Origin of the sequence: Algoriphagus persicinus, from assembly GCF_035156415.1 — a bacterium.
Taxonomy (GTDB): Bacteria; Bacteroidota; Bacteroidia; order Cytophagales; family Cyclobacteriaceae; genus Algoriphagus; species Algoriphagus persicinus.
The window spans coordinates 121,196-147,115 of record NZ_JAYEEY010000006.1 but is presented as its reverse complement, the minus strand read 5'-3'; the positions used below and the strand labels follow the sequence as shown (position 1 = coordinate 147,115).

The following is a 25,920-nucleotide window of genomic DNA, read 5'->3' as shown; positions in this document are numbered from 1 at the left end:
CGAACTTCCCGGGACTAGTCCAGACGCGGTACAGCCTTGACTGGAAAAACAGCTATTCACTTTATGTTTTATATGTCTCCACTTCTTTACCAGTCAGTAACCGTGGCTGCCGAAGAATAAGGATAAGTCCTGAAGTTTGTCTTCCGTCTCCTGCCTTCCCGCCTGTTTAATTGCAGAAATTATTCTATTGGTATCATTTGGTATAGATGTTTCAGATTTTTTAGGCAAATTCCCATTTATAATATTCTATCCTTATGAAACCTATCTGGAAAGTACTCACCCTATTTATCCTGTTTTCTTGTGAATCGTCAAAATTTGACTCACTCGTATCCCTTCCCTTGCTATTTGGTGATGGGATGGTGGTGCAGCGCGAGGCAGCTATTTCCGTATGGGGGAGAGGTGTTCCTGGAGAGAATGTGCGAGTAAGTTTGGCCGGTGCTGTGACTAGCGGTACCGTGGAAGCGGATAGTACTTGGACGTTGCAATTGCCCAAATTACCAGCTGGAGGACCTTTTGTTCTGGCAGTAAATCATCAAAAAATCAATGATGTCTATATAGGTGATGTTTGGGTGGCGGGCGGTCAGTCAAATATGGAATGGAGACTTAGGTCGCAGGTAATTGGAGCTGAAAAAGAATTTGCAGAAGGAGGTAATCCTCAGATTCGGTTTTTTAAAGTTCCAAATTCTTATAGTGCTGTAAAGCTGGATGATGTAGTAGGAGGTGAGTGGAAAGTGGCGGATTCATTGAATATGCCAGATTTTTCGGCTGTTGCCTGGTTTTTTGCGAAGCGAAATAATCAAGAAAAAAAGGTCCCGGTAGGAATCATAGAGTCAAACTGGGGAGGTACGCCAGTAGAAGGCTGGACAGATGCCGAGATTCTGGCAGAAATGGATGGGTCATTTAATGATCAAGCAAAAGATGTAATAGAAAACAATGCTAGCTGGAATGCCAAGCTGAAAGAGAATGAGGCTAATCGTCAAATCCGGGATTCTTTGGCGAGTAAACCAGATTCTCTTGCAGCGGTTAAAGCTTCTTCTATCAGCTACGATGATTCAAACTGGAGCAAGATCAGTCTTCCTCAGGCAAATCCCTTGCAACATATCGCATGGGCACGCAAGAAGTTTATTATTGGGAATAAGGACAGTGTAACGCTTCATTTACCATTATTGGATCAAATGGCTTTTGTGTATTTGAATGGGGGATTATTGCATCATAAAGACTGGGGAACTACGATGCCTGATATTGAAATCCCGTCCGATATGCTAGAGGAAGGCAATAATGTGCTCTCTATCAGGGCAATCAATTCTTGGAATAATCAGCCTAGAATTGGACAAGAAGGTGAAATGTACTTGCTGGAAGCTGGCAAGAAAATCTCATTGGAAGGGACTTGGAGCTACTCGAATACGGCAGTAGAGCCTATTCTTCCCAAAGTAGAATGGTATAATTGGATGCCTGGAATGATGTACAATGCCATGATTGCTCCTATTAGCAAATACACCATCAAAGGTGCGATCTGGTACCAAGGAGAAAGCAATGCTGGTCGGCATGAGGAATATCAAGCACTTTTCTCAGCTATGATTACCAACTGGAGAGACGCATGGGGACTAGGTGATTTCCCTTTCCTTTTTGTACAATTGGCCAATTTCATGGAGCGGGAAGAAGTTCAACCCGCCAGTAATTGGGCATTTTTGAGAGAAGCACAGGCTCAGACCTTGGAACTCCCCCATACTGGGATGGCTACGATTATAGATATAGGAGAAGCCGGTGATATTCATCCCAAAAACAAAAAGGATGTGGGTGAAAGACTTTGGCTACAAGCTAAAAAAGTGGCTTATGGAGACAAGAATTTAGCCTCTGGTCCTCAGTTTGATTCTCTTTACAGGCAGGGAAATGAGTTGATAATCAAGTTTAAATCCGTTGGTGAGGGACTAAAACTGACTAATGGTGATGAAGTAAAGGGATTTATTGCTGGAAAGGAGGACGGTGATTTTCAGCTAGTCACTGCTACCATCCAGGATCAGGAATTTGTCAAAATTATGCTACCAACAGGAATGGAAGTGGGGGAGATTCGCTATGCCTGGGCAGATAATCCTGAAGTAAATCTGGTAAACAATCTTGGCTTACCAACTGAGCCATTCAGAGCGAAGTTTGAGTGAAAAATAAAATTAAGAAGACTGGGTATTGTACACGGCCTAATATAAAATCACTTTTAAAGGTAGATAAGGATTCAATAGTATCACCTTAAAATCCGCTTATCCAATTCAAGCGGGAAGACTATGGGCTCTATTAGTGAGAATTTTTCAGAAAGTGGGTTGACTACAAAATTTAATGATGTGGGATCCACTACAGAAGGGACAGCAAAGCAAAGGATGTCTGGTCTTAGCAAGTTTGTTCCATATTCCTGAGAGGCTCTGACTGCTGGGATTTGATTCCAGTCGAAAGGCAAATCAGATAATTCAGGTGTAAAAATGAGGTCACTGGGAATGCTGATTTCCATTACAGAATAAAAGATGTAGCGTTCTGAGGAAAATAATTCGGGGTCGATAGTTAATCTTTCAAGCAGTGAAGCAGAAATACTTGCTCCTGCATAGATTGCTGGATGGACTGGAAGATTCCATCGGCCACCATAGCGTTTGGCTCCTTCACCGCTGATATCACAGTATTGGGTTAGGGCTAATCGGTAGACTTTCACGACTGTCAGATAGCAATGCCATGTTGAAGACGCATGATTTCGGTTTTTAGTAAGTCTATACCTTCCGAAACATCAATCAAACCAAGGGGCTTGCGATTGCCAAGTGAAAAAAGTGGGCGATCCATCCACCTTCGGAATCCTTCACGACCGAAATAATTCACACCGATCGCATAGAGCTCCGCCAATTCGTAGAGCCTTTCGGACTGACCGGTATCAAAAACTTCTTTGCGTTGCAGGGTTTTGGTAGATACTCCCAATGCATCGGCGAGCGTGTTATAGTCGAGTCCTGAAAGCTCCTTCAAGCTCTCAAATGCATTTTTGTCCAAGCCATTGCGAAAAGTATCCACCCGGGAGAGTGGCTCAACCAGCCATTCTGAATCTACGCGGAGAATATCCTGAGGGGATAAATGTGCTCTTTGGTAAATGTCCACAGCTGGCTCGCTAAGCTTGGAAATTTTCTTTGCCATCGCTTTATCGGTTAATTGTCCATTAAGATAACGTAATTTGTCCGAAAGTAATTCTTTTTGATATTTTTTTAAAGATTATCTTTCATCTGTTTATAATTGATTTTTATTGGTCATATGGAACCTCGCACGCATTATAATCATCCCAGTGTGTGACTTTCTAGTCATGCTCGATTTCATGTGATTATAATTGTTTTTTAAAGGTCATAACCTATCCCGTGACGAAGGAAACGGTGCATAATCATTCCACTGTGTGTGGTTCTTCGTCATGCTCGATTTCAAGTGAATAAGGTCTTTGGACTTGTCCATATCGAGGGAAGACATATGCCTTCAAAAATGTGGCTCTTCGACTGCTTTTGAATAGCGGGGAAATCGCTTTTATTCTAAAAAAATTTTTAGGGTTCGAAATAGGTAGATTGAAATACTCAAATTAGACCGATTCCTTCTAAAAAGTTAACCATCGAAGGGTTACTCGATTCAGGATTGTTACAGGCGATTTCCCTGGTTTGAATAGTCCAAATTTTTGAAACTACTATTTTATAGATCATAGTTTCGGTTTCATTTCCTTTGGATATTTTGATGGGAATTGTCTGAAAATAAAGGAGACTCAAAAGACCAATTGATTTTTACTTAGGTCTTTTGAGTGTATTATTCAATGGTTCCCATAGATTCCTGCACTTGCAGTAACTCATCTACTTTCTCCTGAAATTCAGGCTTAGGTGGGATTTTTACCACATTTTCTAAGAAATCAATCGTACTAAAGAGCACTCCTTCCCAGTCACCAGAAGTAATAGAACTTCCAATCACATGATCACCTGCATTTGGAAAGGCTTTTTCTCGCTTCATTTCAGCTGGAGTAGAAATCTGCTCATACATTTCCTTCATCTTGGGTACCGAAACTACCATGTCTTGAGCTTCATTGTCTTTGTAGTAGTATCCTAAAAATAGGGGTTGCTTTATTTTTTTGAATGTATTTTCATTCATGTTGCTATACAAAATGATCGCAAGACTCTCGTAGGAATTGATATGATAATCTTCTGACCAGTACATGGCTTTTTCACCTTCTCGCTCCTGGTGTATCACTTTATTCTTCATCATCGTCATCTCCATGATTTTTTTCATCCATGGAGTGAAAAAAGATGAAAGCTTCTCGCCGTAGTCTCGAATAGCAGGTGAATAGACAGCCACAGCTTTGATGTCAGGTTGCTGGCTTGCCAAAAGCAAGGTCAATGCCCCGCCCATGGATGTCCCCACTACGATCACCTCATCACCAAGACTTTTTCCGATTTGATAAGCCTCACCAGCGGCGTTGCCCAAGGTCTGAGGACTTAAATACTCCAAACCATTTTCTCTCTTGACTCCATGATCAGGCAATCGGGTAACAAAAAGATTGGCACCGAAATGAGCTGCCAGAAACCTATGTACAGGATCTCCTTCCATAGGACTTGCACCAAAACCATGGATATAGACGATAGCGTAGGGAGTCTTGCGCTTATTCATACTATCTGCCCAGACTATATAGGCTTCATTTCCAGGTTTCAGGCCGATCACCGAATCTTCTCTTTGGTTTACATAGCTTCGCAGCTCAGCTAGTCGAGTAGGTACTTCAGGGAATTCTATGGCTATTTCTTCATTCTTCACCTTTGGACCCAGCATATAAACAATGGTGAGCAGCATCGCTGCGGCAAAAATTCCGAGTAGTATTTTTCTTAGCATAAGATCAGAAAGTTAAAAGCATTAGAAATGTTAATTGAAAAACTATTAAAACAGTAAAATTTTATCAAATCTAACCATCAAATTGGACCGAAAAGAGTTAATTCGTATTAATAATTTTTAAACCATCATTTATGAAACGTGTAATCCTTGGATTCTTACTGCTGGCATGTAGTCAGATAGCACTTGCGCAGGAAACAGAAAGAAAACTTTCAACTCAGGCTATTTATATGGAGTTAGGAGGAGCAGGACTTCCCTATAGTTTTAATTATGACTTTCGCTTTGATAAAAAGAGAATGGATTCATGGGGTATGAGAGTAGGATTTGGAGGTTTTGCAGTAAGTGGAGATTCATTCTTTTCCCTTCCGGTTATGGTTAATAAACTATACGGTAAAGGGACTAATTTTTTTGAATTGGGTTTTGGAACGACTTTCCTGGCTTTTAATAATGAGGAGTATTACTATGATAACTGCTATTATGATCAAAACGGTAATTATATCTGCAATCCCAGCTTTGAAAGTACTTCTGGGACTAGTTTTATCCTTGATATAGATGGTTCCCCTTCCATCATGGGCGTTTTGAATTTTGGCTATCGCAAAATGCCAACTGATGGCGGTTTTATGTGGAAAGTGAATTTAAATCCTATTTTTAACAACAATGGATTTTGGCCATTATTTGTAGGAGTAGGGCTAGGCTATGCTTTTTGATTATTAGACTATAATTAATACAAAATTCACAAGGTTTTTTGATGCAAAGTTTGAGAGTTCAGATAGCCGGATTCATCTATCTGAACTCTCAAACCCATAATCTCGCTCCACCAAACAAATCCGTGTTTTATAAGTTAAATACCATTTTTCCCGCCCCATTTTTTGGGCCAGCAAATGATCAGTCTGCTGTTTCCAATTGCGGATTGCGTCTAGACTTTCCCAGAAACTAACAGTAATACCCAATCCGTCCCTTACGCTTTCATGTCCCAAATAGCCTTCTTGGGCTTCAGCTAATCGTACCATTTCCAGGGCAGTTTCTTCATAACCTTCTTTTATTTCAGTTCTGATATTCGAAAAAATCACAGCGTAATAGGGTGGGTCAGGAGTATTGGCTATCATCTTTTTTTATTTCAGCTAAGGGGACATACAAAGTAAACTGTCTAATCTTTATCTGCTAAAGATGAATTGAAAATCTCTGTTTTTCGAATGAAATTTGGAAAAATCTGTAAGAAGAAAGTGATAAGACAGCACTGAAAAGGAAATGAATTCCGCATTCCTAATTTATTACTGAACTAGACCTTCCCTTTACAAATGGATCTAATTTGCAATTGCATTCTAGTTGTAATGTTTTTCTACGGCAGTCTGAAGTATGCATTGAAATAGGTCCAAGATTGAAGTCTTAAACCAGATGTTATTTACTCTTGTTTAACACTTAAAAAATAAGTTGTATTCCACCGGTAACTCCTCCAAAACTACGGTAGATGCCATGAGAAGTGGTTTTATCCAGTATATTCCACCCACCAGTGAAGTCTCCCTGACCTGGATCCAAGAATGCGAAGTTGAGACTTGGGCCTGCGAAAATGCGAAGACGATTGCCAATTAGATAACCTGGAACTAGTCGAAAAGATTGAATATGATTAGATATTGTCTGAAAATCGCTGGCTGTTAGGCTTACAAATTCTGTGTCTAAGGATAATTTGGAGTTGGGGAGCAGATGTAAACCTAATCCCGCCTCTAATCCTATAGGTGTATCAATTTCCCGAAAATTATAGGCTATCCCAAGAATACCATACATTTTCCTGCTCCCTGATCTAATAGTAAGATGAGAGAAACTTGACTCATCAAGACCATAAGAAAGACTTATCTCGCCGTCTCGAACAAAATTCAGCAAGCCAAGTGGGTAGTCGTTTTCTTCTGCGATATTTATCAGCGCAAATTGAAAGCCGTTGACTTTTTTGGCTCTGTTTATAATGGACGTGAATTGATGATTTACAGAATCCCCGGCAATGTTGGAAATTCCTGCTAACTGAAAACCGGCAGATTCAACAGCAATATTGGATATTCCGCCAAGCTGAAAGTGGTTTGAAGTTCTGGCCAGATTGACAATTCCTGCAATCTGAACATCGGCATTATTTTCTACATGATTGGCTATTCCTCCGATTTGGAGTCCCTTTACATTTCCTTTGACATAGTTATATATTCCTCCGACTTGAAGTCCATCTACATTTTTATACACTGAATTATATATGCCACCTGCCTGAAGACCTTTGGAACTTCCACCTACCATGTTAAAAATTCCAGCCACCTGAACAGATTTGACATCTCTTTTATTGATATTAAAAATCCCGGCGACTTCCAGACCTTCAATTCCCGCAGTATATCCACCGATTAAATTCAATGAAAAGTTACTGATCGTTTGACTGTTAAACATCCCCTTAGAGCTTAGTCCGGGAGTCAAAGACATCTGAAATGGACTTTCAGCAAAGAAACTTCCCACATTCATACCCTGTAACCGCTGCCTGAAACTAATAAACATCCTTCCCAAAAAACTGTCTTCCATTTCCCTGGTAGTGCTATCACCAGGTATATAGCGGAACCTTCGATTTTCCTTATCAGCAACAATACTCACGGTCGGTAAGAGTGAAAAAGTAGTATCTCGATAATTCTCCTTGCTCAGCGTAAGCCAAATCGATGAATCCAGTTTCTTAGATTTTAATTTGAAATATCCCTTCTCATCAGTAAGTGTAGAAGCAAGGCTATTTTTGTCATAGATACTAGCTTGGCTTACTACTTCATTGGTTCGGACATTTTTGATATAACCTTTGACTGTTACGGTTTTAAATCTGGTCTGCATTTCAGCATCCAGATCAAGCTTTTCAGGGGCATACCGGATGATGATGTAGCCAGGCAATTCCTTGTATTCATAGGTATTGCCCAACTCTTTTAATAGAAATTCCCCAATTGTACCCGAGAACTGATCGGTTCCCATAGGTTTATCCAGTTGTACCAATGTACTTTCATAAGAAAAATAGAAATCATTTTGGTCTGAAAGGGTATCTAGCATCTGACGCAGACTGAGCTCATCGTGGCTTTCAATCCTGATTTTTTTCTCCAGCATCATTTGCGAAAATCCATCGATCGAGTTGATCAATACCAATAAGAGAAGGAGTGAGCCCTGAAAAAGTGATTTTGAGCGCGGCATTAAGGTGAAATTTTTAAAAGCAAGAATGGGGATTAATATAACAAAGTGAGGACTATGATTTTTCAACCCTAGTCCTTTATTCTCAAGAACATAAATTCTTACTCGATGATAATCTTTCCATCCCGTTGAGATATTTTCAAATTTAGGGTTTCTCTAATAACCTCAAGATTTTTATTGAGGGAGCCATATTCCAAAGTGGTAGTGATCGGTAAGGTTTTCAATTCCTCTTTGGCGATTTCTATATTAGAATCATAAGCCTCATTAAGCGCATTGATCAAATCGCCTAAAGGGATTCTGTCGGCTTGAAATACGTTGCTGACATAATAATTGTACAGCTTATTGGAAGGTTGCGACTTTATCATTTCACCAGTTTGCTGATTAATTCTCAGCTTTTCGTCTGGTCTTAGTACTTTTTTCTTCCCATTAATTTCCACCTGAACTGAACCTGTAACCACAATAACTTCTGTGGTTTTCTGGACCGTCTTGACATGGAAACTTGTTCCCAAAACTGTGATAGAAACATTCTCAGTTTGGATTACAAAAGGCTTTTGTTCATTTCTTTTCACATCAAAGAAGGCCTCTCCACTTTCCATACTTACCTTTCTCACATTGCCAAAAAGCTTCTGGGAGTAGTTCAATGTGGTGTTTTTATTCAAGGTAATAGTGGTTCCGTCGAGTAAAGGAATTTCTACAGCATTGCTTTCTGACTGAAGTTCAACTGAACTGTAGTATGCCTTTCCTGATTGGGGGAGAAAGGTTGTATAAACCCAGGTAGATACAACTATCAAGGTGATAGCAGCAGCCACTCTAAACCAAGTGCTTTGCAAGAATTGCTGAGTTTGTCTGGGTTTAATCTCTACTTTTTGATCTCTGAGCGCGGTGAATTTTTGCCAAGCTAGCTTTTCATCCACTTTGCTTTTTTCCAACAGCGCCTTACTGGAACTCCATATCCACTGTATTTTATCTAATTCCTTTTGATTTGCCTCATCCTCTGAAACCCATTCTTCTATAGCTTTTGTCTCCTCGGAATTACTTTCCTGAAGCAAATATTTGATCAATTTTTCTTCTTTCATGGTTTCCATAGCTTATAGATTTATCAATAACATCAAAAGCAAAGGAAGAAACTCTGCCAATTCCACCCTTAGCGTTTTCAACGCCTTACCCATATGAGCTTCCACCGTTTTGATGGAAATGTCTAGCCGGTTGGCTATTTCCTGATATTTCAGTTCCTCAAACCTGCTGAGATTAAATACCATTCGGCATTTTTCAGGTAATTTTTCCAGCGCTACATGAAAGCGCTCGTACAGTTCGTTTTCTTGACCTTTGATCTGCTCACCGACTAGCTCAGGTTTGCCCTGAGTCATTTCATAATGCGCATGATCCCAATGTTTCCGTTTCACTTTCTGATGGTTGATGTAGTTCAGACTGTCATGGTACACAGCTCTATAGAGATATGCTTTTATAGAACTGTTGATTTCAATAGAATCTCGCTTTTCCCAAAGTTTGAGAAATACACTCTGCACGATTTCTTCAGCAGCTTCAGATTCTTTGAGAATAGCCATTGCATACGCATGCAACGCCTTGAAATAGGTCTTAAATACAGCCTCGAAAGATTGTTCATCCACGAAGGCAGGGGTGCTCGACGAAAGGGGTAAGATCTCTGTCACCATTGATTAATTGATGCTTTGAAGGATATGACAAGCTAAGTTGCACTTACCCTTAGTGCTTTTGGTAAAAATATGAGAATATTAGGAAAAAGATGGAAGACAGAAGACGGTAGACGGGAGGATTGAAGCATCCTACGTCAATTTTATAATGTATCAACATAGCAGTCTTTAAGTTGACAATTTTTTAGTTCTTCTGTCTTCTGTCTCCCGTCTTCCAACTTCCTAAAACCTCACATTCAGACCCGCAGTGAAACCCAAAAGAACGGCTTGGTAATTTTGGCGGTGAAATTGATCCCAAATCGTCAAACCTGAGTGGTCAACATTATCCAGCTCATTGGCATGCATGTAGGATAAGGTAGGTCCTGCAAAGAGGTGAATGCTTTGGGAAATCTTAAGTGCAGGAAGTAATTGGAAGCTGAATTTGTAGTAATCCTTGCTTTCGAAATCAGTCAGGTATTTGCTAACTCCTTCCATATCCAATCGGAAGTGAGTACTTTCTGTTAAATTCAAGCCTAGACCTGCCTCAAAACCATAATTTTCCTCTTTGCTTTCGAAATTTGTTCCCAAGCCAATAATACCGTAAACCTTTTTCCCACCCGAGCGGAATGTCAGAAATGAATTAAGATTTTCATCCACCGAAACACCCAATCTATGATCACCGTTTTTCACAATATTCAGCAAGCCAATGGTATAATCACTGCTGTCCGAGATATTTATCAGACCGATTTGTATGCCTTTAACGGTTTTAGCTCTATTGACCAGCCCTGCGATCTGCATGCCTTCTACATGCTCAGCTACGTTTGAAATTCCGGCGATTTGAATACCTTTTATATTTTTGGACACTGTAGCGATTCCGGCGATCTGTGCGCCATCGATTTCAGGTGAAAGACTAGCAATACCGGCTACCTGCAAACCCTTTACTGACTTAGTTAGACTAGCGATTCCTGATGCCTGAATTCCATCGATTGTGGCTGCAATATTCGAAATTCCTGCAAATTGAGCTCCCGTCACCATCTCGGCGGTATTGAAAATGCCTGCAGCCTGAAATGAAACATTGCCTAAGTTTATGTTGCTAATTCCTGCGACTTGTGCTGCTTGGGTAGCATCAGCGCTTTGATTCAGAATTCCTGCAGCCTGGAATCCGGTTACTTTTCCTGAGACATTGTTCCAAAGTCCTGAAATCTGTGCGCCTTGCACATCTCCTTTGACTATACCAGCCAAACCGTAGATGGCAGCACCAGTTTCTCCTCCAGATAGTCCGGTGAGTAAATGAAGGCTGAAGTGGTTGCTGTAATCTGCTGCCTCAGTTCCGTGGGTAGAAATAGGATAGAATAAACCTAAGTGCGCTGGACTTTTTTCCTGGGCATATGAAATGGAAATCATTAGTAAAAAAAGGAAGGAAAGGAGGGTGATTTTTAATGCTGAAGTTTTCATTGGTTTGTTTGTGAAAGGTGAACAGTTGACATCAGGAATTGGCTGTCTTCTAGGTTATAATCGGATGAAATGGTAATTTTTTTTTAAAGTATTTTTTAACCGCAGTGATCGAGGAGGTTTTCGCAGAGGGCACAGATCAGTGATAATTGTTAGAAAATCCTCTTTATGACGTCATCGGTAGGAACGAAGCAATCTCGTATAATAGACCCATATCGCTTAATCTCTCAGATTACCGTTGAAAAGGTCGCTGATTGCCCTGGATTTACTTAATCGGCTTAGTCACTTTCATTAGCTTTTGTGCCTGCCTCGCCAGTAGACGCGAAGTCCTAAAGCATGAATTCTATTTTAATTAAAGAATCAATCGAGCAGTAAAGCGATCAATTGGGACGGGGCGTTTACCTGAATGATTTTATGGTCTTCGAGCTCCTTGTTAAGGGCATATTCCAATTCGAAAATCAACCCATTCAGGAAGATTTTGTCCATTCTCAGGTCGAAAATGAAGTGATCATGCTTTCGAGCTCCAGTCAATACGATTCCGTATTCGCTGAAGACTTGTGTGATTTTTCGGAGTTGGCTATATTTTCCCATATGCTGTGATGACGATTTGTGGTGTCGTTATCTTGACAGCCTGAGAAGTAATTACCCTTAGTTGGGAAGGCAAAAAAAATAAAAAAGTAGAAAATGAAGCTTTTCCAAAGTTTAGAACTTTGGAAAAGCTGCTTTAAAGTTTATAATCCAGAAGCTATTGATTTTAAGCCTCTTTCCTTGATTAATGATTCTCTTACTTTAAGTGTTCGGAATGTATTAATAGGATCAATTGCTCCACCCGATCTGCGTATCGCTTCAGCCAGCAAGGGTCGAAGATCAGTTCTATAGGCATCTTGCAATAGTTCCTGTGCTCCAGTCACATCATGGATTTCCTGTGCATCTTCCAATGATTTGCTATCCACTAAAAGAGCTTGTGCATAAGACAGCTTGATTGCCTGAACGGATTGGATCAAATCTTCCATAGGATCTTTCAGGTTGTGACTGGCATCAATCATCCAGGAAAGTGGGGGATTATTGGTTTCCTCAAAACCCTTCACCAGTTCCTGAAAAATCAAGAATAACTGGTATGGTTTGATGCTACCCACAGTCAGATCATCATCTCCATATTTGGAATCATTGAAGTGGAATCCACCCAATTTCCCTTCTGTCATCAGGGTGGCTACAATCTGCTCAATATTTGTATTGGGCAAGTGGTGTCCAAGATCTACGAGCGTATAAGCCTTTTTGCCAAGCTTATTTGCCAAAAGGAAGGAAGTTCCCCAATCCTGAATCACCGTACTGTAGAAATGCGGTTCGTAAGGCTTGTATTCAATGAGTAGCTTCCAGTCTTCCGGCACTGCTTTATAAATTTCCTGTAAGGATAAATGAGTATTCTCAAGAGCTTTTCTCAGGCTATGCTGACCGGGAAAACTGCTTCCATCAGCTAGCCAGACGGTCAGCGCTTTGGAACCCAGTTTCTCTCCAATTTCAATTACCTGTTTGTTATGCTCTACTGCCAACTCACGAACCGCATCTTCTGAATTCGCCAAAGAACCGAATTTATAGCTTTGAGCTTGGTTTGCTTGGTCTTGAAAAGTATTGGAATTGACAGCATCGAAACCGATTCCTACATCAGATGCACTATCTTTAATAGCTTGATAATCATTGGGTATATCCCAAGGAATATGAAGTGAAACAGCATCACTAGATTGGTTAAGGGCATGCAGTATGCCTACATCCTGTATTTTCTGGATTAAGGTAGCAGGTTCCCCACCACCGGAGAATCTACCAAAACGGGTTCCACCTGTTCCCAGCGCCCAACTTGGGATAGCTATTTGCAATTCCTGAAGTTTAGAAATCAGCGCTTCTACCTTGATTCCTTTTTTGTCCAAAGTTTCGGAAAGGAATTCAAAGCTTCTGTTATGTTGAGCAAGCTGCTGTTTATTTTGATCTTGAATTTGATCTGGTGTAAGTTTCATAGGTTATGTTTTTTTAACCGCAAAAGGCGTGAAGATTACGCAAAGTGCACAGTTGTATTTTCCAAAGTTGTAGTTGTCCTGCTTCTCCAGAAGCTGGACTTTTATTATGACATCTGGTACAATCTACCCAACTTCCTCTTCTTTCTCGGATTTATTCAACCAAAGGGAAGCAGATCCAAACCAAACTAGGGTACCGACCAGCATAAGCGTTTTGCTTAGATCCGGCGTTATTATTCCCTTTAAAACCAAAAAGGAAGGGAGGAGTGTCAGAGCTAAAGCAGCGATTGATATGATTTTTAGTATATTTTTCACAATCAGTAAGTTAAGGGGACAGTTGGAGAGGCGTGTGTTACTTTTTTCTGAATGGCTTTGGAAGCAAGGAGGTAAACTAAAACAGCTACAAACCAGCCGGGAAGTCCAAGGAAGAAGATTTCAATTCCACCATATATATTCAGACCCAAACAAAAGATCAGAGAAATTGCCCAGGTAATGCCTACAGCCGGATTGAAATGTGACTTGGTCAGTTCTGCATAATTGCTTGCAAGTCCCATTTTTGGAAGAACAAAAACATCCAGGAAAATCACTGCTCCCAGAGGCATTAAAATCAGCCCATAGAGCGCTACGAATTCTAATAACTGCATCACCAATGCCGGGAAGCAAGCTGCGATCGTGGTTACCAAACCCACAAAGAGCGTTACCTTCCACGTCTTCCATTTTGGGTTGATGGACTGGATGGCAAGCCCAGCTCTATATAGCGTTGGGTTGGCAGTGGTCCAACCTGCAATCACCACACAAACAGCACCTGCAATACCGGCAGCTTCGTAGGCGATGGGACCCGGAGCGAAAACCAAGCTGCCCTGTGATTCCAAAAGAAAGAGGGAATATAAAATCCCAGATGCCATCCATGCGATAAAGTGCCCTAGGAATACACCTGCAGTGGATGAAAATCCGTATGTCCATTTCTTTGCGTAGCGAAGGAGCGACATGTCCGCCATTCCGATATGCATCCCCATGTTACAAAACCAAGCAAAGAACATGATGTGCCAGAAAGTAAATTTGCTTTGCCCTTCTAATGGTACTCCATTCCAAATGGTACTTTCTGCTACAGGCCAAAACTCAGAGAAGGAATTGATTCCCAATCTAGGCAATACACCCACCGCAGCTGCTATAAAGATCATAATCATCCATGGAGCTGCGATATTGGCGAATTTTGAGATCACGTTGAATCCAAACATGGCGACTACCGTAGTAATGGCACCAATGCAAAAAACCGTGATAATCCATCCTACGCTATTAGGGTAAACATCCGTGAGAGATGGCATAGGAAGATTAAAAGGAATCCCAACTGCAGTAGCTGAAACTGCAATCATCGAACCTGCGAGGAAGCAGAATAGCGCCGCATTTACTACATTATAAACAAGGGTAAATCGATTGCCGGCAATCTTTTCCAATTGATAATACAATGTGGTCCTGGTTTTTACTGCTACTTTTCCTGTAAGAAAAGCCCAGCTAAGAATTGCCAGAATATTACCGACTATTAGCCCACTCACCAAATCTCCCGCAGAAGCTCCATGTGCTACGAAAAGTGGTCCTAGAACAAATTCAGTTCCTGCCGTATGCTCACCAGCGTAGGTTCCAATAAAGCTTTTCCAGCCTTTAAGTTTGTTTTTGGGAATGGGAGTTCGCTCGTATTCGTTGACAGCTTCGAGCCGCTGTTTTAGGTTTTGGGTTGATGACATCGATTTTCTTTTGGGCTTGAAGTTCAAATTAGGATTGGAGATACGTTCATGTATCCTGTACTATATGGGTTATAAGAGATAAAAACCCTGAGGTAAACTCTCTTACTTATTAAAATTCCAGAAGTTGGATTTTTCCATCAAGTCCAGATGGCATTGTCCTCCAATTACTGGCGTCAAATGGTTTATAATCGATATTGACGAAGTTGATTTCGTGGTAATTTCTCCATTCAATCCCATTTCTATCCAGGTACCGAATACTATTCGCCATCAGATTTGCTACTTCAATTTTGATGGTGTTTTTGCCATTTTTTAGATGCTCAGTGACATCAAGTTGATAAGGGATACTCCAGGTATTGCCGGCATATTTCCCATTAATCCAGATTTTGGCACTTTCATACACCTTGTCTATGGCCAATAAATAATGCTTGCCCTTCGTTTTTGAGAATTCAAATTCAGAGGAATAGCTTGCCTGTCCTGAGAAATCATCTGCTGCGGGATGGCCATGGTTTGTCCAAGGTTTGATAATTTCCATGGCTTGAGGAGCAGGGAGATTTGGTTGTCCCTGGGTAAAGGAAAGTTTCCAGTTTTTGGAAATATCAGTAGTTTTTGATGGTAAACTGTAATCAGGCCAAGTAGAAATCTCCAAGTCAACTTTCTCATCAAAAGTCTTAAGAAAAATGGATTCTCCTGATTTAAGGAAAATTTTCACACTTGTTCCTTCAGCTGTATTGGTAGAAGGGATTGTGCCTGTATTACCCGTAAGAGGATCCATTGCCATCACGGTTCCTGCTTTTGCGTTTAGAGAAATAGTTTTATTAACAGGCTGGCCGGTATGATTTACAAGAAAGTAATACGTACCGTCTTCTACTTTTCTTCGGACAAAATCAAGCCCGGAATCCACCAGCTTTTCTCGATAGATCCCTAATTCTTCCAAAGTTTGTCCCAAGTTTTCAGAAAGATATACCTGTCCTTTTCCAAGTGTTGATTTTCCTACTTTAAACGGTATTGAGGTCCATAATTGATTAAAATCATTCTCTTTTGACTTTTGGTCAGTATGAAAGCCAGGGATAGATTTTGGCTTGGATTGGAAAATTATAGTTGCACCATTTTCCGCTAGTCTGATGAGTTCTGTTAAGGTCTGAATGGGCATAAACTCAGTTTCAGGAATGATTAACACTTTGGCGGAATTTTTCTCCGAAGTTTGTACCAGTCCATTTGTAACCTTTGATTTTGCAATCATATCATCGGAAATAAAATCCAGGGAATACCCAGCCTCCATCAGTTTTTTGGATTGCTTATAAAACTCCGTTGGATGTAACCACTCATCTATTGCATGCACGGTGATCATTTCCATTTTACCTTTTGGCTCCGCCCAAACATCATAAACCGGCCAATAAACCAGCAGTTCATTATTCGCTTTTCCAGCCTGTAAAATGGCCTGTGATCTGCCAATAAAGTCATTAAACTCTTTAAAATGTGGCCAAAGGCTATTCTGCTGGGTAAGATTTAGCGAAGCATAAAACAACCAGCCGGGATAGGGGACATCTTCGGGACTGTAAGTGACACCATGATAAAAAATGTGATTGACTCCTGCGAGGAATGCCTGCTCCACCTCAGGCTTCATCTGGGCAAATGAGGATTTGAAATGCTCACCCAACCAAGTAAAGGTCTCGGAGGAAACTAGGTTTTTGCCTGTTAAATGAGCTGCTGAAGACGCAAATTTCAGCATGATGGGATCAGGGTCCACATTTCGAATATCTGCGCTGTCTCTGCGTAATCCGGGAATAGGGAAGTAGCTTGATCCGAAGGTTTCACATTCTGGGATATCCACCGCAGCATAGAGATCAAGCAAGTTTCCGGGAGAACCGTGGGCTTGGTTCTTCGTGAGTTTGGATTGACTATGTGCCCAACTTGTCCAGTTCTTGGTGAAATTATTAAGCAGAAGATCATTGATAGTCTCCCGATAATCAGACTTCACTCTTCGCACAATATCTGTGTTTGCCTCGCTTTCTAGATAAGGCAGAAATTCTTTTAAATCATAGCCTCGACGCTTTTCAAATTCATCAAAAAAGCTGGCAGTAAAGTCTGCCCCATACACTTCAAAGCTGTCATTATAAAATGCCCGGAAGCCGTAATCCTTTCCTGTAAAGGCTTTTTCAAAATATGAATTATAAGAATCAACTGCTGATTTGCTAAAGTGATCTAAGGTCAATCCAACTCCACCGGGAGCTGCACGCTTTACCATTTGACCTGTTTTATCCATGAAAATGGCTTTAATCAGCCAATTTCCAGCTTCATTCCAAGTAAGCTTTCCTTTTTCATCTACATATGCCGTGATCTCCTTTGCAGTATTATTTTCATCATAGGCCATCACAGCGATCAATTGCGCATCCGGCTGACTGTCTTTTTTCTTTTGGAAAATAATGAGAGTAGAAAGCTCCACTCCATCCACTTTTTCATAATCTTGAATCACCATCCTGGTTGCCGCATTTTCCACACTTACCTGCGGACCTCCAAATGGCCAACCCGTTCCCTGAGTCATATCCACGCCCATCCCGAGAGAATGAGCTTTGTTCACCGTAAAATCAAGCATGCTCAACCAATTTTCGGAAAGAAAGTCGATGTAGCGGTTTTCATAGCCTTTAGCCCCGTAGATAGGTGCGATTTCCACTCCACCCATACCGGCTTCTTGGTATGTTTCTAAGAGTTTGGAAAGATTTTCTTGATCTACCGCGTTTCCCATCCACCACCAGCGGGTCCAGGGTTTGGCAGTCTGGGTGATTTCGGGCCATTCCGCAGAAGTCGGTGCCTGTTTTTTTACCTGATGGAAACCAAAGAACAGTAGGACGGGTATGGCGAGAATATAAAGGTTTTTGGATTTTTTGGTCATTGGGAATTGAGGTTATTGCAGATTAAAAACATTTGAAAGTTCTACAGAAATAGGAGAGTTATCGGGATTGGTTTCCATAATATCAGCCATGTTCTTCCACCAGCGTTGGACGATCTCGGTGCCGCCAAGCTCTTGGGAATTTGCATTTCCATCTATCACCTGGTAGGCAAAAAGACAGGAAGTTTCCCTATCTAAAAAGATCTGATAATCTATGATTCCAGTGTCTTTGAGTAATGTGACCAGTTCGGGCCAAATCTCTCTATGTCTTCTTTCATATTCTTCCTCAAAACCTGGAATCAATTTCAGGCGGAAGGCTAGTTTTCTAGGCATTTTGGGTTGATTTAGTAGATTTAAAAGAGATCGTTTTGATAAATATAGAATTCATGCTAGTCCTTTTTTAGGTATGTTTTGAGCGTCAGTTGATCTATATCTTTAATCGCTACTGCAGCAATTTTCGCATTCAATTCAGCCCCTTCCTTGATCGTGTGGGTATGATCTGAATCATTGAAGTAATGTGCTTTCACATACTCCTCACCCAGCTCATCGTACTTATTTGCCACCAATTGATTTAGATCGATAAAGGCCGTCTTGGTATCGTCTGCGACTTGTCTTGCCCATAGTCCATAATCAGTGTCTGCTGTGATGACTTTGCCATCTTTCCAGTTGTTTCGGGGAATCAGTGAGCAAACAATAGGCGTGACACCCTTGGCTTTGGCTGCCAGAATCATCTGACGCAGATATTGCCCATAGGAGTAAACCGTTTCTTGACGTTGGGTGATGGGATTGTATATGTTTTCAGCTTCCAGTCCGGCACTTTTTATTGTACCCCGAGCTCGCGCTTCATCATCCAGCGGACTTGAGTCATTATGCCCAAACTGCATAATCAAATAATCACCCGGTTCTAATTTTTCCAGCACCTTGTCCCAAAGACCATACGTCTGGAACGTTCGGCTGCTTGTACCACCAAGTGCATGATTTTGGACTTTGATTTTTTCCTTATCAAAATAAGGGGCGATAAAATCACCCCATCCCCAAAGTCCTCCGGCTCCATCGCCTTGACCATTTTTCACGGTAGAATCGCCGATCAGAAAAAGAGTAGGCTTATCCTTAGTCAGGTAATCTTTGAGCGTGCAATTTTCTAGGTTCCGTATTCCTTCAGTTACTGACCAGGCATTGATCCGTGCGCCCGCTTCATTTGTATGGGTGTGATCTTTCTCAAAAAGGCCTTTTACGACTTCATGTCCCCATTTATCATATTGGTCAGCTACTATTGAATTGAGGTCAATGAACGGCACGCCATGACGTCTAGCAGCATCCTTGGCCCATTTCCCAAAGTCTTTACTGGCTCTTTCTACTTCAGCGTCAAGGAATTTATTACGTGGAATCATGGATGCTACGATAGGAGTGGCACCTTTAGCTTTAGTGTCTTGGATAAATTTTTCCAAATACCATCCATAGGTATGAACCGTTTCCAGTGTGCCATCAGGCCAAGTGAGTTCTTTAGTTTCCTCACCCATTCCCCTCAATACGCCTCTGTATCCAGCTTTGGTAGTATCCGGGGCTGAACCTTCGTTATGGCCAAACTGCATGATGACGTAATCCCCTGGTTTCAGCGTTTCGAGGATTTTATCCCATCTGCCTTCTTTGATAAAGGTTCTGGTACTTCTACCAGCCATGGCTTGGTTACTGACTGCTAGTTTGGTGCTGTCAAAAAACTCGTGTAGAAAATTGCCCCAGCCGCGCTGTAGCGTTCCTTCTCCACCATTTCTAACTGTAGAATCTCCGATTAAATAGAGCGTTTTCTTATCTTCTTTCTGTTGCTGAAAAGCGGTGAAAAAGAGAGCAAAAACAAGAATAAATAAAGGTTTGATAAGGCTTTTTAACTTCATAGAATTCTGTGCGGAGCTACAACATAGCAGTTTTTAAGTTGCCTAATTTAGTGAAAGAATAGTAGGCAAAAGCTCGATATTAGCATAAGAAAGCATTTCCCGCAAATAAATCCAGCAGATTAGTGCTGATATTGTGATTATACAGAATTTAATGCTGAAAATATCTGCGACTATTTGCGCATCTTTTCCGCGTCAATCTGCGGGAAAAATTGATACTGAGATGACCTAAAAAGGAAATATCAGCAAGGCATGCTGGCCTACGGTATTAAAATCACGCCAGACGCGATTGAGTTCTGTGTGGGTTTTTGCGGCCTCCAATCCAGCAAATGGATAAAGCTTACCATTAATCTCTCTACACTTTTGCGTAAGCTTTCGACTGATTTTACTGATGTCCTTTAGCTTCACTTCTGAGATTTTACCTTTTTTATCAAGTTCAGCCCATGAGGCATTTATACTATGATAGAAATCATTTCTAAGATTTTGGAGTTTATCTTCCTGCTTTCCCAGAAGTTTCTTGAAATACTTGAGATGCTTTTTGTCGTACTTTCGGTATTCATGCCTTCTCCAAAACGAATGCTCAATCAGTTCTTTTAAGTGTAGAGAAATACCCAAAATATTCGCTGCTAGCGTAGCTTCGGCAAATTGAAGGAACGGATATTGGTAAACGGAGGCAGCCAATTGCGCCTTTTCGGGAAGTATTTCAAAGCAGCGATTGAGTGGAACGCTTAGATTTTCGCAGCGAAAAGCAAGGCTTCCAGTAGCTTTCATGCCCATGTAATCCCAGCCATCGAAGATTTCAACTTCTTTACTGGCTAGCACAAAAGCTTTGATCACTGGCTGCCCCTTTTTATCTAAAAGTGCTTTTCCAGCTTCAAAAATCTCACAGTTGGCGGTGAGATGCGTAGCATGCAAGGCTCCTGATGCATAGGTCCAACTTCCTGTGATCAGGTAATATTCTCCTATTTTATCAGCTTTGCCTCCCACAAACCCACTCCCTGCCAGACAGAGTTTGTCGTTTGGGAAAATGTCTTTTAGCAAGGATTCATCCATGAAACCTACAAACCAAGTTGCACCGGCGCAAAGTGTCACTGTCCAGCCCAGACTTCCGTCCAACTTTGCCAGTTTTTCTTCAATTTTCAAGGCTTCGGGCAGAGTACAGCCCAGTCCTCCCAAGTCTTTTGGCACAAAAAGCTTAAACCATTTTTCGGAATAAATCTCAGCCAACCATTCATCGGGAAGGTATCCAAGTTTTTCTGCTTTGGTGGCAAGTTCGTGACTAAACGGTTTTAATCTTTCCATGGGAATGGTCTAGTACTTTTTTCCAGTCGAAATAACCAAATATGGCTACGATGAAAAGGAAAATGGTGAGAAATGAGATTAGAATCAGTTGCTTATGAAAGAGCAAAGGAATGGCTACTATGTTAGATACATTCAGCCATATCCAGTTTTCCAGCTTTCTTTTTGCCAAAAGCCACATGCCTGCCCAAGCCGTGGACGATACGAAGGCATCTACTACCGGCACATCGGAGTCAGTGAAACTGGTAAGCATAAAGTAGAGAAATGCCCAGCCACCAAGGGCAATTGCCCAAGTGATTTTCTGATCAGTAACCGTACTTCTGGAGATCCGGGAAGCTCCTGAATCGGATCGGTTTTTCCACAAAGCCCAACCATAAATACTCATCACCAGATAATAGGCATGAAGTAGGGTCTCGGCGTAGAGCTTGGCATCCACGAGCAAGAAACCGGAACATAAAATTCCGATGATGCCTGCCGGATAGAGTAGTACATTGTTTTTGCGGGCCAGCAATACTTCGGTAACCCCAAAACTCACAGCGATCCATTCCAGTAAACTGGTGGATTTGATCTGCTCTGCAAGCAGACTCATGTCAATAGAAAATAACATTTGAATAACGTTTTATGATTATTCAAAAAAGGGAGAACAGTAATCTAATCCCTACGCCGGCATTACCCGGATCAGGTGCTCGGTGATGGCTCACCGATGGGTATGATCTCAGCCCGTAACTTTTAGGGCACCCCTCATTTGATGGGGCTAATATAGAAATTAATATTTTCTGAGTGGAACAGAAAGAGGAAATAATTGAGGCTAAAAGCCCTGCCTGCTTTCCAGGTTTATTTATTTATTAGTCTTAGCCACCTTTTGGGGTTTATTGTATTTGATAATTATTGTATATTATGTGATTAGTATATTCCTATAATCTTAAAAAAAATAGAGCCATGGATAAATTAGATAAATTGGAAATGATGGATAAAATCCTGAGGGAATTTGAAGATCTGAAGAACAGTCAGACTTCTGTTTTGAAAAAAATATCCAAAATAGAAGCAGATAATATCAATTTAGGCGTAGGGCTTCTGGAAAAGAAACTTCCTGACATATGGCAGGGGGTAGATAACAACCTCGAATTAGTTACTACACTAGAGGAGGAGTTTCAAGAATATCGGGATAAATACTATACAGATAATAACCTTGCAGCCTTACAAGATGAGGCGGACTAATTGAACATACTAAGAGTTCCAGTCAATAGGAAATGATTTTGGTATTTCAGTTTAGCACCAATTCCCCTCAATGGAGCAATATGCTATGTGAGCTAGTGGATTCACTATAACCTGTTGCCAAATTCATTTTTAATCATCCCTTACTTCTGTAAAACCTTCGCCGTCAACAGCAATTGCCCGAAATGTCTTTGGGTATGCTCGGCTGCATGGAATACTAAACCGCCTACAGACGAGGGAAGTTGATCCCTGCCCACAGCACGAGAATCAGTCAAAGTCTTGGGATCTATCATGGCGACAAACTGTAAAAACATTGAGATCTGGCGGTCCAAGTTTATCAGAAGGATTTCTGTGGTCAACCCCACATCCGCTTCACCTTCCTTTTTCAGATATTCAACTTGTTCTTTGCTAAGTGATAAAGCTTTGGCATAAGTAGCCATACGATCCATTACTCCTGCGATATGCTGCAGATGAAAGCCCGGACTGGCCATCCCGCCAGGTCTTTCCCAAAGCAAATCAGCAGAAAACCCCTTCATCAGCCTATGAATTTCTTCTTGTGCCTGCAAAACTGCATGTACTACGGGTTGCAATTCTAGAGGATAGCCCGGTATGGGTCCTCTCAGCCAGACTTCGGGTTGAGATTTCATTGGAGGTAAATTTAAAGCAAAAGTAGTAGGCAATTATCTTATCGCATGCCATTTCTTGGGGTTTAAAAATGTACCTGCTCTAGTTAAGGTTTTATAGAAATCATCTATTTTAGTTGCTATATACGCCTTAAGTTCAAGATGGGGAAGATACCGTCATAAATTAAAAAGTAATGAAAACCACAAGTAATCACGATGAGAGGATGGTGACTATGACCTTCTCCTCCGTATATCCGCATTATCTCCGCAAAGTGGAGAGAAAAGGCCGTAGCAAAGCAGAGTTGCACCCAGTGATCGAATGGTTGACCGGTTTTGATGAAAAAAAGCTGGATAAACTGATGGAGGAAAAAGCAACTTTTGAGACATTCTTTCAGCAGGCCAAAATCCACCCAAATGCACATTTGATCACTGGGATGATCTGTGGGTACCGGGTGGAAGATATCGAAAATACTTTGACTCAACAAGTCAGGTATTTAGACAAGCTAGTGGATGAATTGGCGAAAGGACGTAAGATGGATAAGATTTCAAGAAAGGCATAGCATGAGCTTTCCTAGGGCAAAAATCCCGGCAGAATTTACATCTTGGAGAAACGAGAAAATGCGGGTAACATGGATGCTAAAATTCCCCCTACAAGTGATAGTCCAATGATTGCTAAGGAGATCCACTCAGGTACTTCTACGTGATGCGAAAAGATCATTTTTAAGCCAACAAATGCCAAGATCACCACGAGACTGTAATTGATAAAGCGGAATTTGTTAAGCATACGTGAAATAAGGAAATACATTGACCTCAATCCCAAGATCGCTAAGATGTTTGAGCTAAAGACAATAAAAGGATCAGCAGTAATGGCCAAAATAGCGGGTATGCTATCCAGCGCAAACAGGATATCGGTAAGCTCTATGATAACCAGTGCCATAAAAAGTGGTGTGGCTACTCGAATTCCCCTTCTATGGAGAAAGAATTTATCACCATCCATAAAAGCAGTGAAAGGAATTACTTTTCTCAATTTTCTAAACACAAAAGAATCCTTAGGATTGAATTCAGAGTCATCTGATTTCAACATTTTATAAGCAGTAAAAATAAGGAAGGCACCAAAAACATAGATAATCCAGTCAAACTGATTGAGGAGAGCAACTCCAAAGACTATCATGAGTGCACGGAAAACTATTGCACCCAAAATGCCCCAAAACAGCACCCTGTGCTGATAAATATCCGGAATACTAAAAGCCTTGAAAATAACAGCAATCACAAAGACATTATCTATACTCAAAGACAGCTCAATCAAGTATCCGGTGATATACTTTAGTACTGCTTTGTCGGGGCTTAGTCCTGTAGGATTGGTAATAAGTCCCTCTGAAAATATCCACCAGATGACACCGGAAAAGGCCGTGGCAACCAAAACCCAGATTCCCGTCCAAATAGCCGCCTCCTTTGATTTGATGACGTGAGCTTTTTTGTTGAAAACCCCCAGATCGAGCGTGAGGAAAAATAAAATGCAGATTATAAAGATTATCCAGACACCCATACTAAGATTGATATTTTAATTAATTGGCGAAAGTATAAAAAAAGGAGGTATGTGCAACCCCTTAAATTATATCGGATTGGCAAAATTGGCCGACCTGAAATTTATTATTTTGGTGTGAGTAAAAACGCTTGCAAAATGGATTTATTTAAAGCTAACTTTAGCCTTTATTTCGAATGAAACAATGAACAACCAGCAGATATCATACTTTCTGGGCCTAATATGGCTGGCAAGCATATCTGTTATTTTTTTGGTATCTCCCCAACCGAATTTCGAAAAGATTGGCAAAGATCGACAGGAAATAGTGCAGGAGTCAACTGCTCTGAAAATTCTTCCTTTAATTTCCAGTGACACTCCCAAAACCCCTTCCTTTGTCATTGATTGGAGTCTTTGGTCTAAGTTCAATTCTGAATGGGTTTCCTTACAACATGAAGTAAAGGGTAGCTCTACCTTCTATTTATTTTTCAAAAAGTCCTTTGCGTTATTTGACGTGAAAGTAACTTTTATCCATTTTTTCCATCCCTGGTAGGATTTAATAAAATCAACTGGCCGTCTAATAGGCCTTTGTTACATTTTATTGCTAATCCAATTACCCTCACATGTTCGAAATTGATCTAGTGACATTACTTATGTCATGTTTGCTTATGTGCGCATTCAGCGTACCGTTCATTACTCATGGACTCAAAAACAAAAAGAAAACCAATTTACTGATTACCCAACTGAAGGAGCTGGGGCAGTCTATTGGTTCCAGCCCCTCGGAATTAGATACTTGGAGACATTGTTATGCAATAGGAATAGATGTGCATCAAGGTGTATTAATCTATGTGCGTCACGGTGTAGCTAGCGTAAGTCATCGCTTGGAATTGGCGGATTATAAGAAAGTCAATCTGATTAAAAACTTTCAGTCAAATACGGAAAGGCCCAAAGCTCCTCAACTACCAGAATATGTCGCTTTGGAGCTCATCCCGGTAGCTTCATCTGCAAATGCAGTTTCCTTGGAAATCTATGATGTAGAGCAGTATTCTGACCTTCTTGGAGAGACTGTGTTAGCTGATAAGTGGTTTGAGTTAGTGAAAAGTCAATTAAAATAATTTGGTATTGGGTGTCCTAGTGGCACCCAATATTTTTTACTTAAATCATATGGCAAAGCATAACGAATCCTGGGAATCCAGAACAGGTTTGATCTTGGCAATGGCTGGAAATGCGGTAGGGCTTGGCAATTTCCTGTACAGGATGACTCCTCCTAAAAAAAGTTTACAGATTAAAGTTTAAATACTGGTATTCGTTTACAGTATTGTTTAACCCGCATTATGCATTAGCAAATCTACTACGGCTTTAAACCGCCTCAAAATTAGTCGCTATGCTTCACTTTTCGCTCTCACCGTAGCAGTGCTACGACTCGATCTCCAAAGTGACTGATTTTCTTATAGTTTAAACCCTCGCTACGAATCCTAATGCATAGTCCGGGTTTAATCCTGAAATGGATTTACAAGTGTACGTTTTTAGGGTAGTAGTTTTTTCACAGTCTTTCAGTTTTTTGATTGGTGTGATGAACTTGTT

The 25,920-nt window shown here is 40.9% G+C and carries 25 protein-coding genes; 6 read left to right on the top strand and 19 right to left on the bottom strand.

The features are described 5' to 3' along the window. Nucleotides 1–254: 254 nt before the first annotated feature. On the top strand, nt 255–2,156 hold the full coding sequence (locus tag U3A58_RS06845) for a sialate O-acetylesterase (RefSeq protein WP_323822659.1): 1,902 nt from the start codon (nt 255–257) through the stop codon (nt 2,154–2,156). An 80-nt stretch (nt 2,157–2,236) separates the two neighbouring features. On the opposite strand, the gene U3A58_RS06840 is transcribed toward U3A58_RS06845, so the two are convergent. The 3 genes from U3A58_RS06840 to U3A58_RS06830 all read right to left on the bottom strand — a co-directional run bounded on the left by U3A58_RS06840 (nt 2,237) and on the right by U3A58_RS06830 (nt 4,872). After that, complete coding sequence (locus tag U3A58_RS06840) at nt 2,237–2,692, bottom strand: RES family NAD+ phosphorylase (protein ID WP_323822658.1); 456 nt, start codon at nt 2,690–2,692, stop codon at nt 2,237–2,239. Between the two features lie 5 nt (nt 2,693–2,697). Beyond that, complete coding sequence (locus tag U3A58_RS06835) at nt 2,698–3,159, bottom strand: antitoxin Xre-like helix-turn-helix domain-containing protein (protein ID WP_323822657.1); 462 nt, start codon at nt 3,157–3,159, stop codon at nt 2,698–2,700. Between the two features lie 645 nt (nt 3,160–3,804). Continuing rightward, nucleotides 3,805–4,872: an alpha/beta hydrolase gene (locus U3A58_RS06830; RefSeq protein WP_323822656.1), complete on the bottom strand. Its 1,068-nt coding sequence runs from the start codon at nt 4,870–4,872 to the stop codon at nt 3,805–3,807. Between the two features lie 131 nt (nt 4,873–5,003). Between U3A58_RS06830 and U3A58_RS06825 the strand changes: the two genes are divergently transcribed. After that, nucleotides 5,004–5,576: a hypothetical protein gene (locus U3A58_RS06825; protein ID WP_323822655.1), complete on the top strand. Its 573-nt coding sequence runs from the start codon at nt 5,004–5,006 to the stop codon at nt 5,574–5,576. A gap of 72 nt (nt 5,577–5,648) precedes the next feature. Here U3A58_RS06825 and U3A58_RS06820 read toward each other — a convergent pair whose 3' ends face one another. The 14 genes from U3A58_RS06820 to pnuC all read right to left on the bottom strand — a co-directional run bounded on the left by U3A58_RS06820 (nt 5,649) and on the right by pnuC (nt 21,586). Beyond that, nucleotides 5,649–5,975: an antibiotic biosynthesis monooxygenase family protein gene (locus U3A58_RS06820; protein WP_323822654.1), complete on the bottom strand. Its 327-nt coding sequence runs from the start codon at nt 5,973–5,975 to the stop codon at nt 5,649–5,651. A 313-nt stretch (nt 5,976–6,288) separates the two neighbouring features. Then, nucleotides 6,289–8,058: a peptidase associated/transthyretin-like domain-containing protein gene (locus U3A58_RS06815; RefSeq protein WP_323822653.1), complete on the bottom strand. Its 1,770-nt coding sequence runs from the start codon at nt 8,056–8,058 to the stop codon at nt 6,289–6,291. 98 nt (nt 8,059–8,156) lie between these two features. Further along, on the bottom strand, nt 8,157–9,140 hold the full coding sequence (locus U3A58_RS06810; RefSeq protein ID WP_323822652.1) for a FecR family protein: 984 nt from the start codon (nt 9,138–9,140) through the stop codon (nt 8,157–8,159). A 3-nt stretch (nt 9,141–9,143) separates the two neighbouring features. Beyond that, nucleotides 9,144–9,728: an RNA polymerase sigma-70 factor gene (locus tag U3A58_RS06805; protein ID WP_323822651.1), complete on the bottom strand. Its 585-nt coding sequence runs from the start codon at nt 9,726–9,728 to the stop codon at nt 9,144–9,146. Nucleotides 9,729–9,947: 219 nt separating this feature from the next. Next, nucleotides 9,948–11,159, bottom strand: coding sequence for a hypothetical protein (locus tag U3A58_RS06800; RefSeq protein WP_323822650.1), 1,212 nt, complete (start codon nt 11,157–11,159; stop codon nt 9,948–9,950). A 357-nt stretch (nt 11,160–11,516) separates the two neighbouring features. Beyond that, nucleotides 11,517–11,747, bottom strand: coding sequence for an acyl carrier protein (locus tag U3A58_RS06795; protein WP_323822649.1), 231 nt, complete (start codon nt 11,745–11,747; stop codon nt 11,517–11,519). A gap of 140 nt (nt 11,748–11,887) precedes the next feature. Next, complete coding sequence (locus U3A58_RS06790; protein WP_323822648.1) at nt 11,888–13,165, bottom strand: sugar isomerase; 1,278 nt, start codon at nt 13,163–13,165, stop codon at nt 11,888–11,890. 123 nt (nt 13,166–13,288) lie between these two features. Next, nucleotides 13,289–13,477 (bottom strand): hypothetical protein, encoded by a 189-nt coding sequence (locus U3A58_RS06785; protein WP_323822647.1) that lies wholly within the window; start codon nt 13,475–13,477, stop codon nt 13,289–13,291. Nucleotides 13,478–13,479: 2 nt separating this feature from the next. After that, nucleotides 13,480–14,904, bottom strand: coding sequence for a purine-cytosine permease family protein (locus U3A58_RS06780; protein WP_323822646.1), 1,425 nt, complete (start codon nt 14,902–14,904; stop codon nt 13,480–13,482). A gap of 109 nt (nt 14,905–15,013) precedes the next feature. Further along, a complete protein-coding gene (locus U3A58_RS06775) occupies nt 15,014–17,794 on the bottom strand; it encodes a glycosyl hydrolase (RefSeq protein WP_323822645.1) in 2,781 nt (926 codons plus the stop codon). Between the two features lie 12 nt (nt 17,795–17,806). Then, nucleotides 17,807–18,124, bottom strand: a complete 318-nt coding sequence (gene rhaM, locus U3A58_RS06770) for an L-rhamnose mutarotase (RefSeq protein ID WP_323822644.1) — start codon at nt 18,122–18,124, stop codon at nt 17,807–17,809. A 56-nt stretch (nt 18,125–18,180) separates the two neighbouring features. After that, a complete protein-coding gene (locus tag U3A58_RS06765; protein WP_323822643.1) occupies nt 18,181–19,683 on the bottom strand; it encodes a rhamnogalacturonan acetylesterase in 1,503 nt (500 codons plus the stop codon). 225 nt (nt 19,684–19,908) lie between these two features. Further along, nucleotides 19,909–20,982 carry an acyl-CoA dehydrogenase family protein gene (locus U3A58_RS06760; protein ID WP_323822642.1) on the bottom strand — a complete coding sequence of 358 codons (1,074 nt, stop codon included), beginning with the start codon at nt 20,980–20,982 and terminating at the stop codon, nt 19,909–19,911. Then, on the bottom strand, nt 20,960–21,586 hold the full coding sequence (gene pnuC / locus U3A58_RS06755; protein WP_323822641.1) for a nicotinamide riboside transporter PnuC: 627 nt from the start codon (nt 21,584–21,586) through the stop codon (nt 20,960–20,962). Before pnuC ends, U3A58_RS06760 begins: the two co-directional genes overlap by 23 nt. A 332-nt stretch (nt 21,587–21,918) precedes the next feature. On the opposite strand from pnuC, the gene U3A58_RS06750 reads away from it, so the two are divergent. Continuing rightward, nucleotides 21,919–22,197 (top strand): hypothetical protein, encoded by a 279-nt coding sequence (locus U3A58_RS06750; RefSeq protein WP_323822640.1) that lies wholly within the window; start codon nt 21,919–21,921, stop codon nt 22,195–22,197. Nucleotides 22,198–22,337: 140 nt separating this feature from the next. Here U3A58_RS06750 and U3A58_RS06745 read toward each other — a convergent pair whose 3' ends face one another. Then, entirely contained in the window at nt 22,338–22,841 is a 504-nt protein-coding gene (locus U3A58_RS06745; protein WP_323822639.1) for a DinB family protein, read from the bottom strand. A 170-nt stretch (nt 22,842–23,011) separates the two neighbouring features. Between U3A58_RS06745 and U3A58_RS06740 the strand changes: the two genes are divergently transcribed. Further along, nucleotides 23,012–23,377 (top strand): DUF2200 domain-containing protein, encoded by a 366-nt coding sequence (locus U3A58_RS06740; RefSeq protein WP_323822638.1) that lies wholly within the window; start codon nt 23,012–23,014, stop codon nt 23,375–23,377. A gap of 35 nt (nt 23,378–23,412) precedes the next feature. Here the strand turns inward: U3A58_RS06740 and U3A58_RS06735 are convergent, their stop codons facing one another. Beyond that, nucleotides 23,413–24,363 (bottom strand): TerC family protein, encoded by a 951-nt coding sequence (locus tag U3A58_RS06735; protein ID WP_323822637.1) that lies wholly within the window; start codon nt 24,361–24,363, stop codon nt 23,413–23,415. A gap of 596 nt (nt 24,364–24,959) precedes the next feature. Between U3A58_RS06735 and U3A58_RS06730 the strand changes: the two genes are divergently transcribed. Further along, the gene (locus U3A58_RS06730; RefSeq protein WP_323822636.1) at nt 24,960–25,451 is read left to right on the top strand and encodes a hypothetical protein; all 492 of its coding nucleotides are present in this window, start codon (nt 24,960–24,962) and stop codon (nt 25,449–25,451) included. Between the two features lie 49 nt (nt 25,452–25,500). Further along, nucleotides 25,501–25,632 (top strand): hypothetical protein, encoded by a 132-nt coding sequence (locus U3A58_RS06725; RefSeq protein ID WP_323822635.1) that lies wholly within the window; start codon nt 25,501–25,503, stop codon nt 25,630–25,632. Nucleotides 25,633–25,920: the final 288 nt, after the last annotated feature.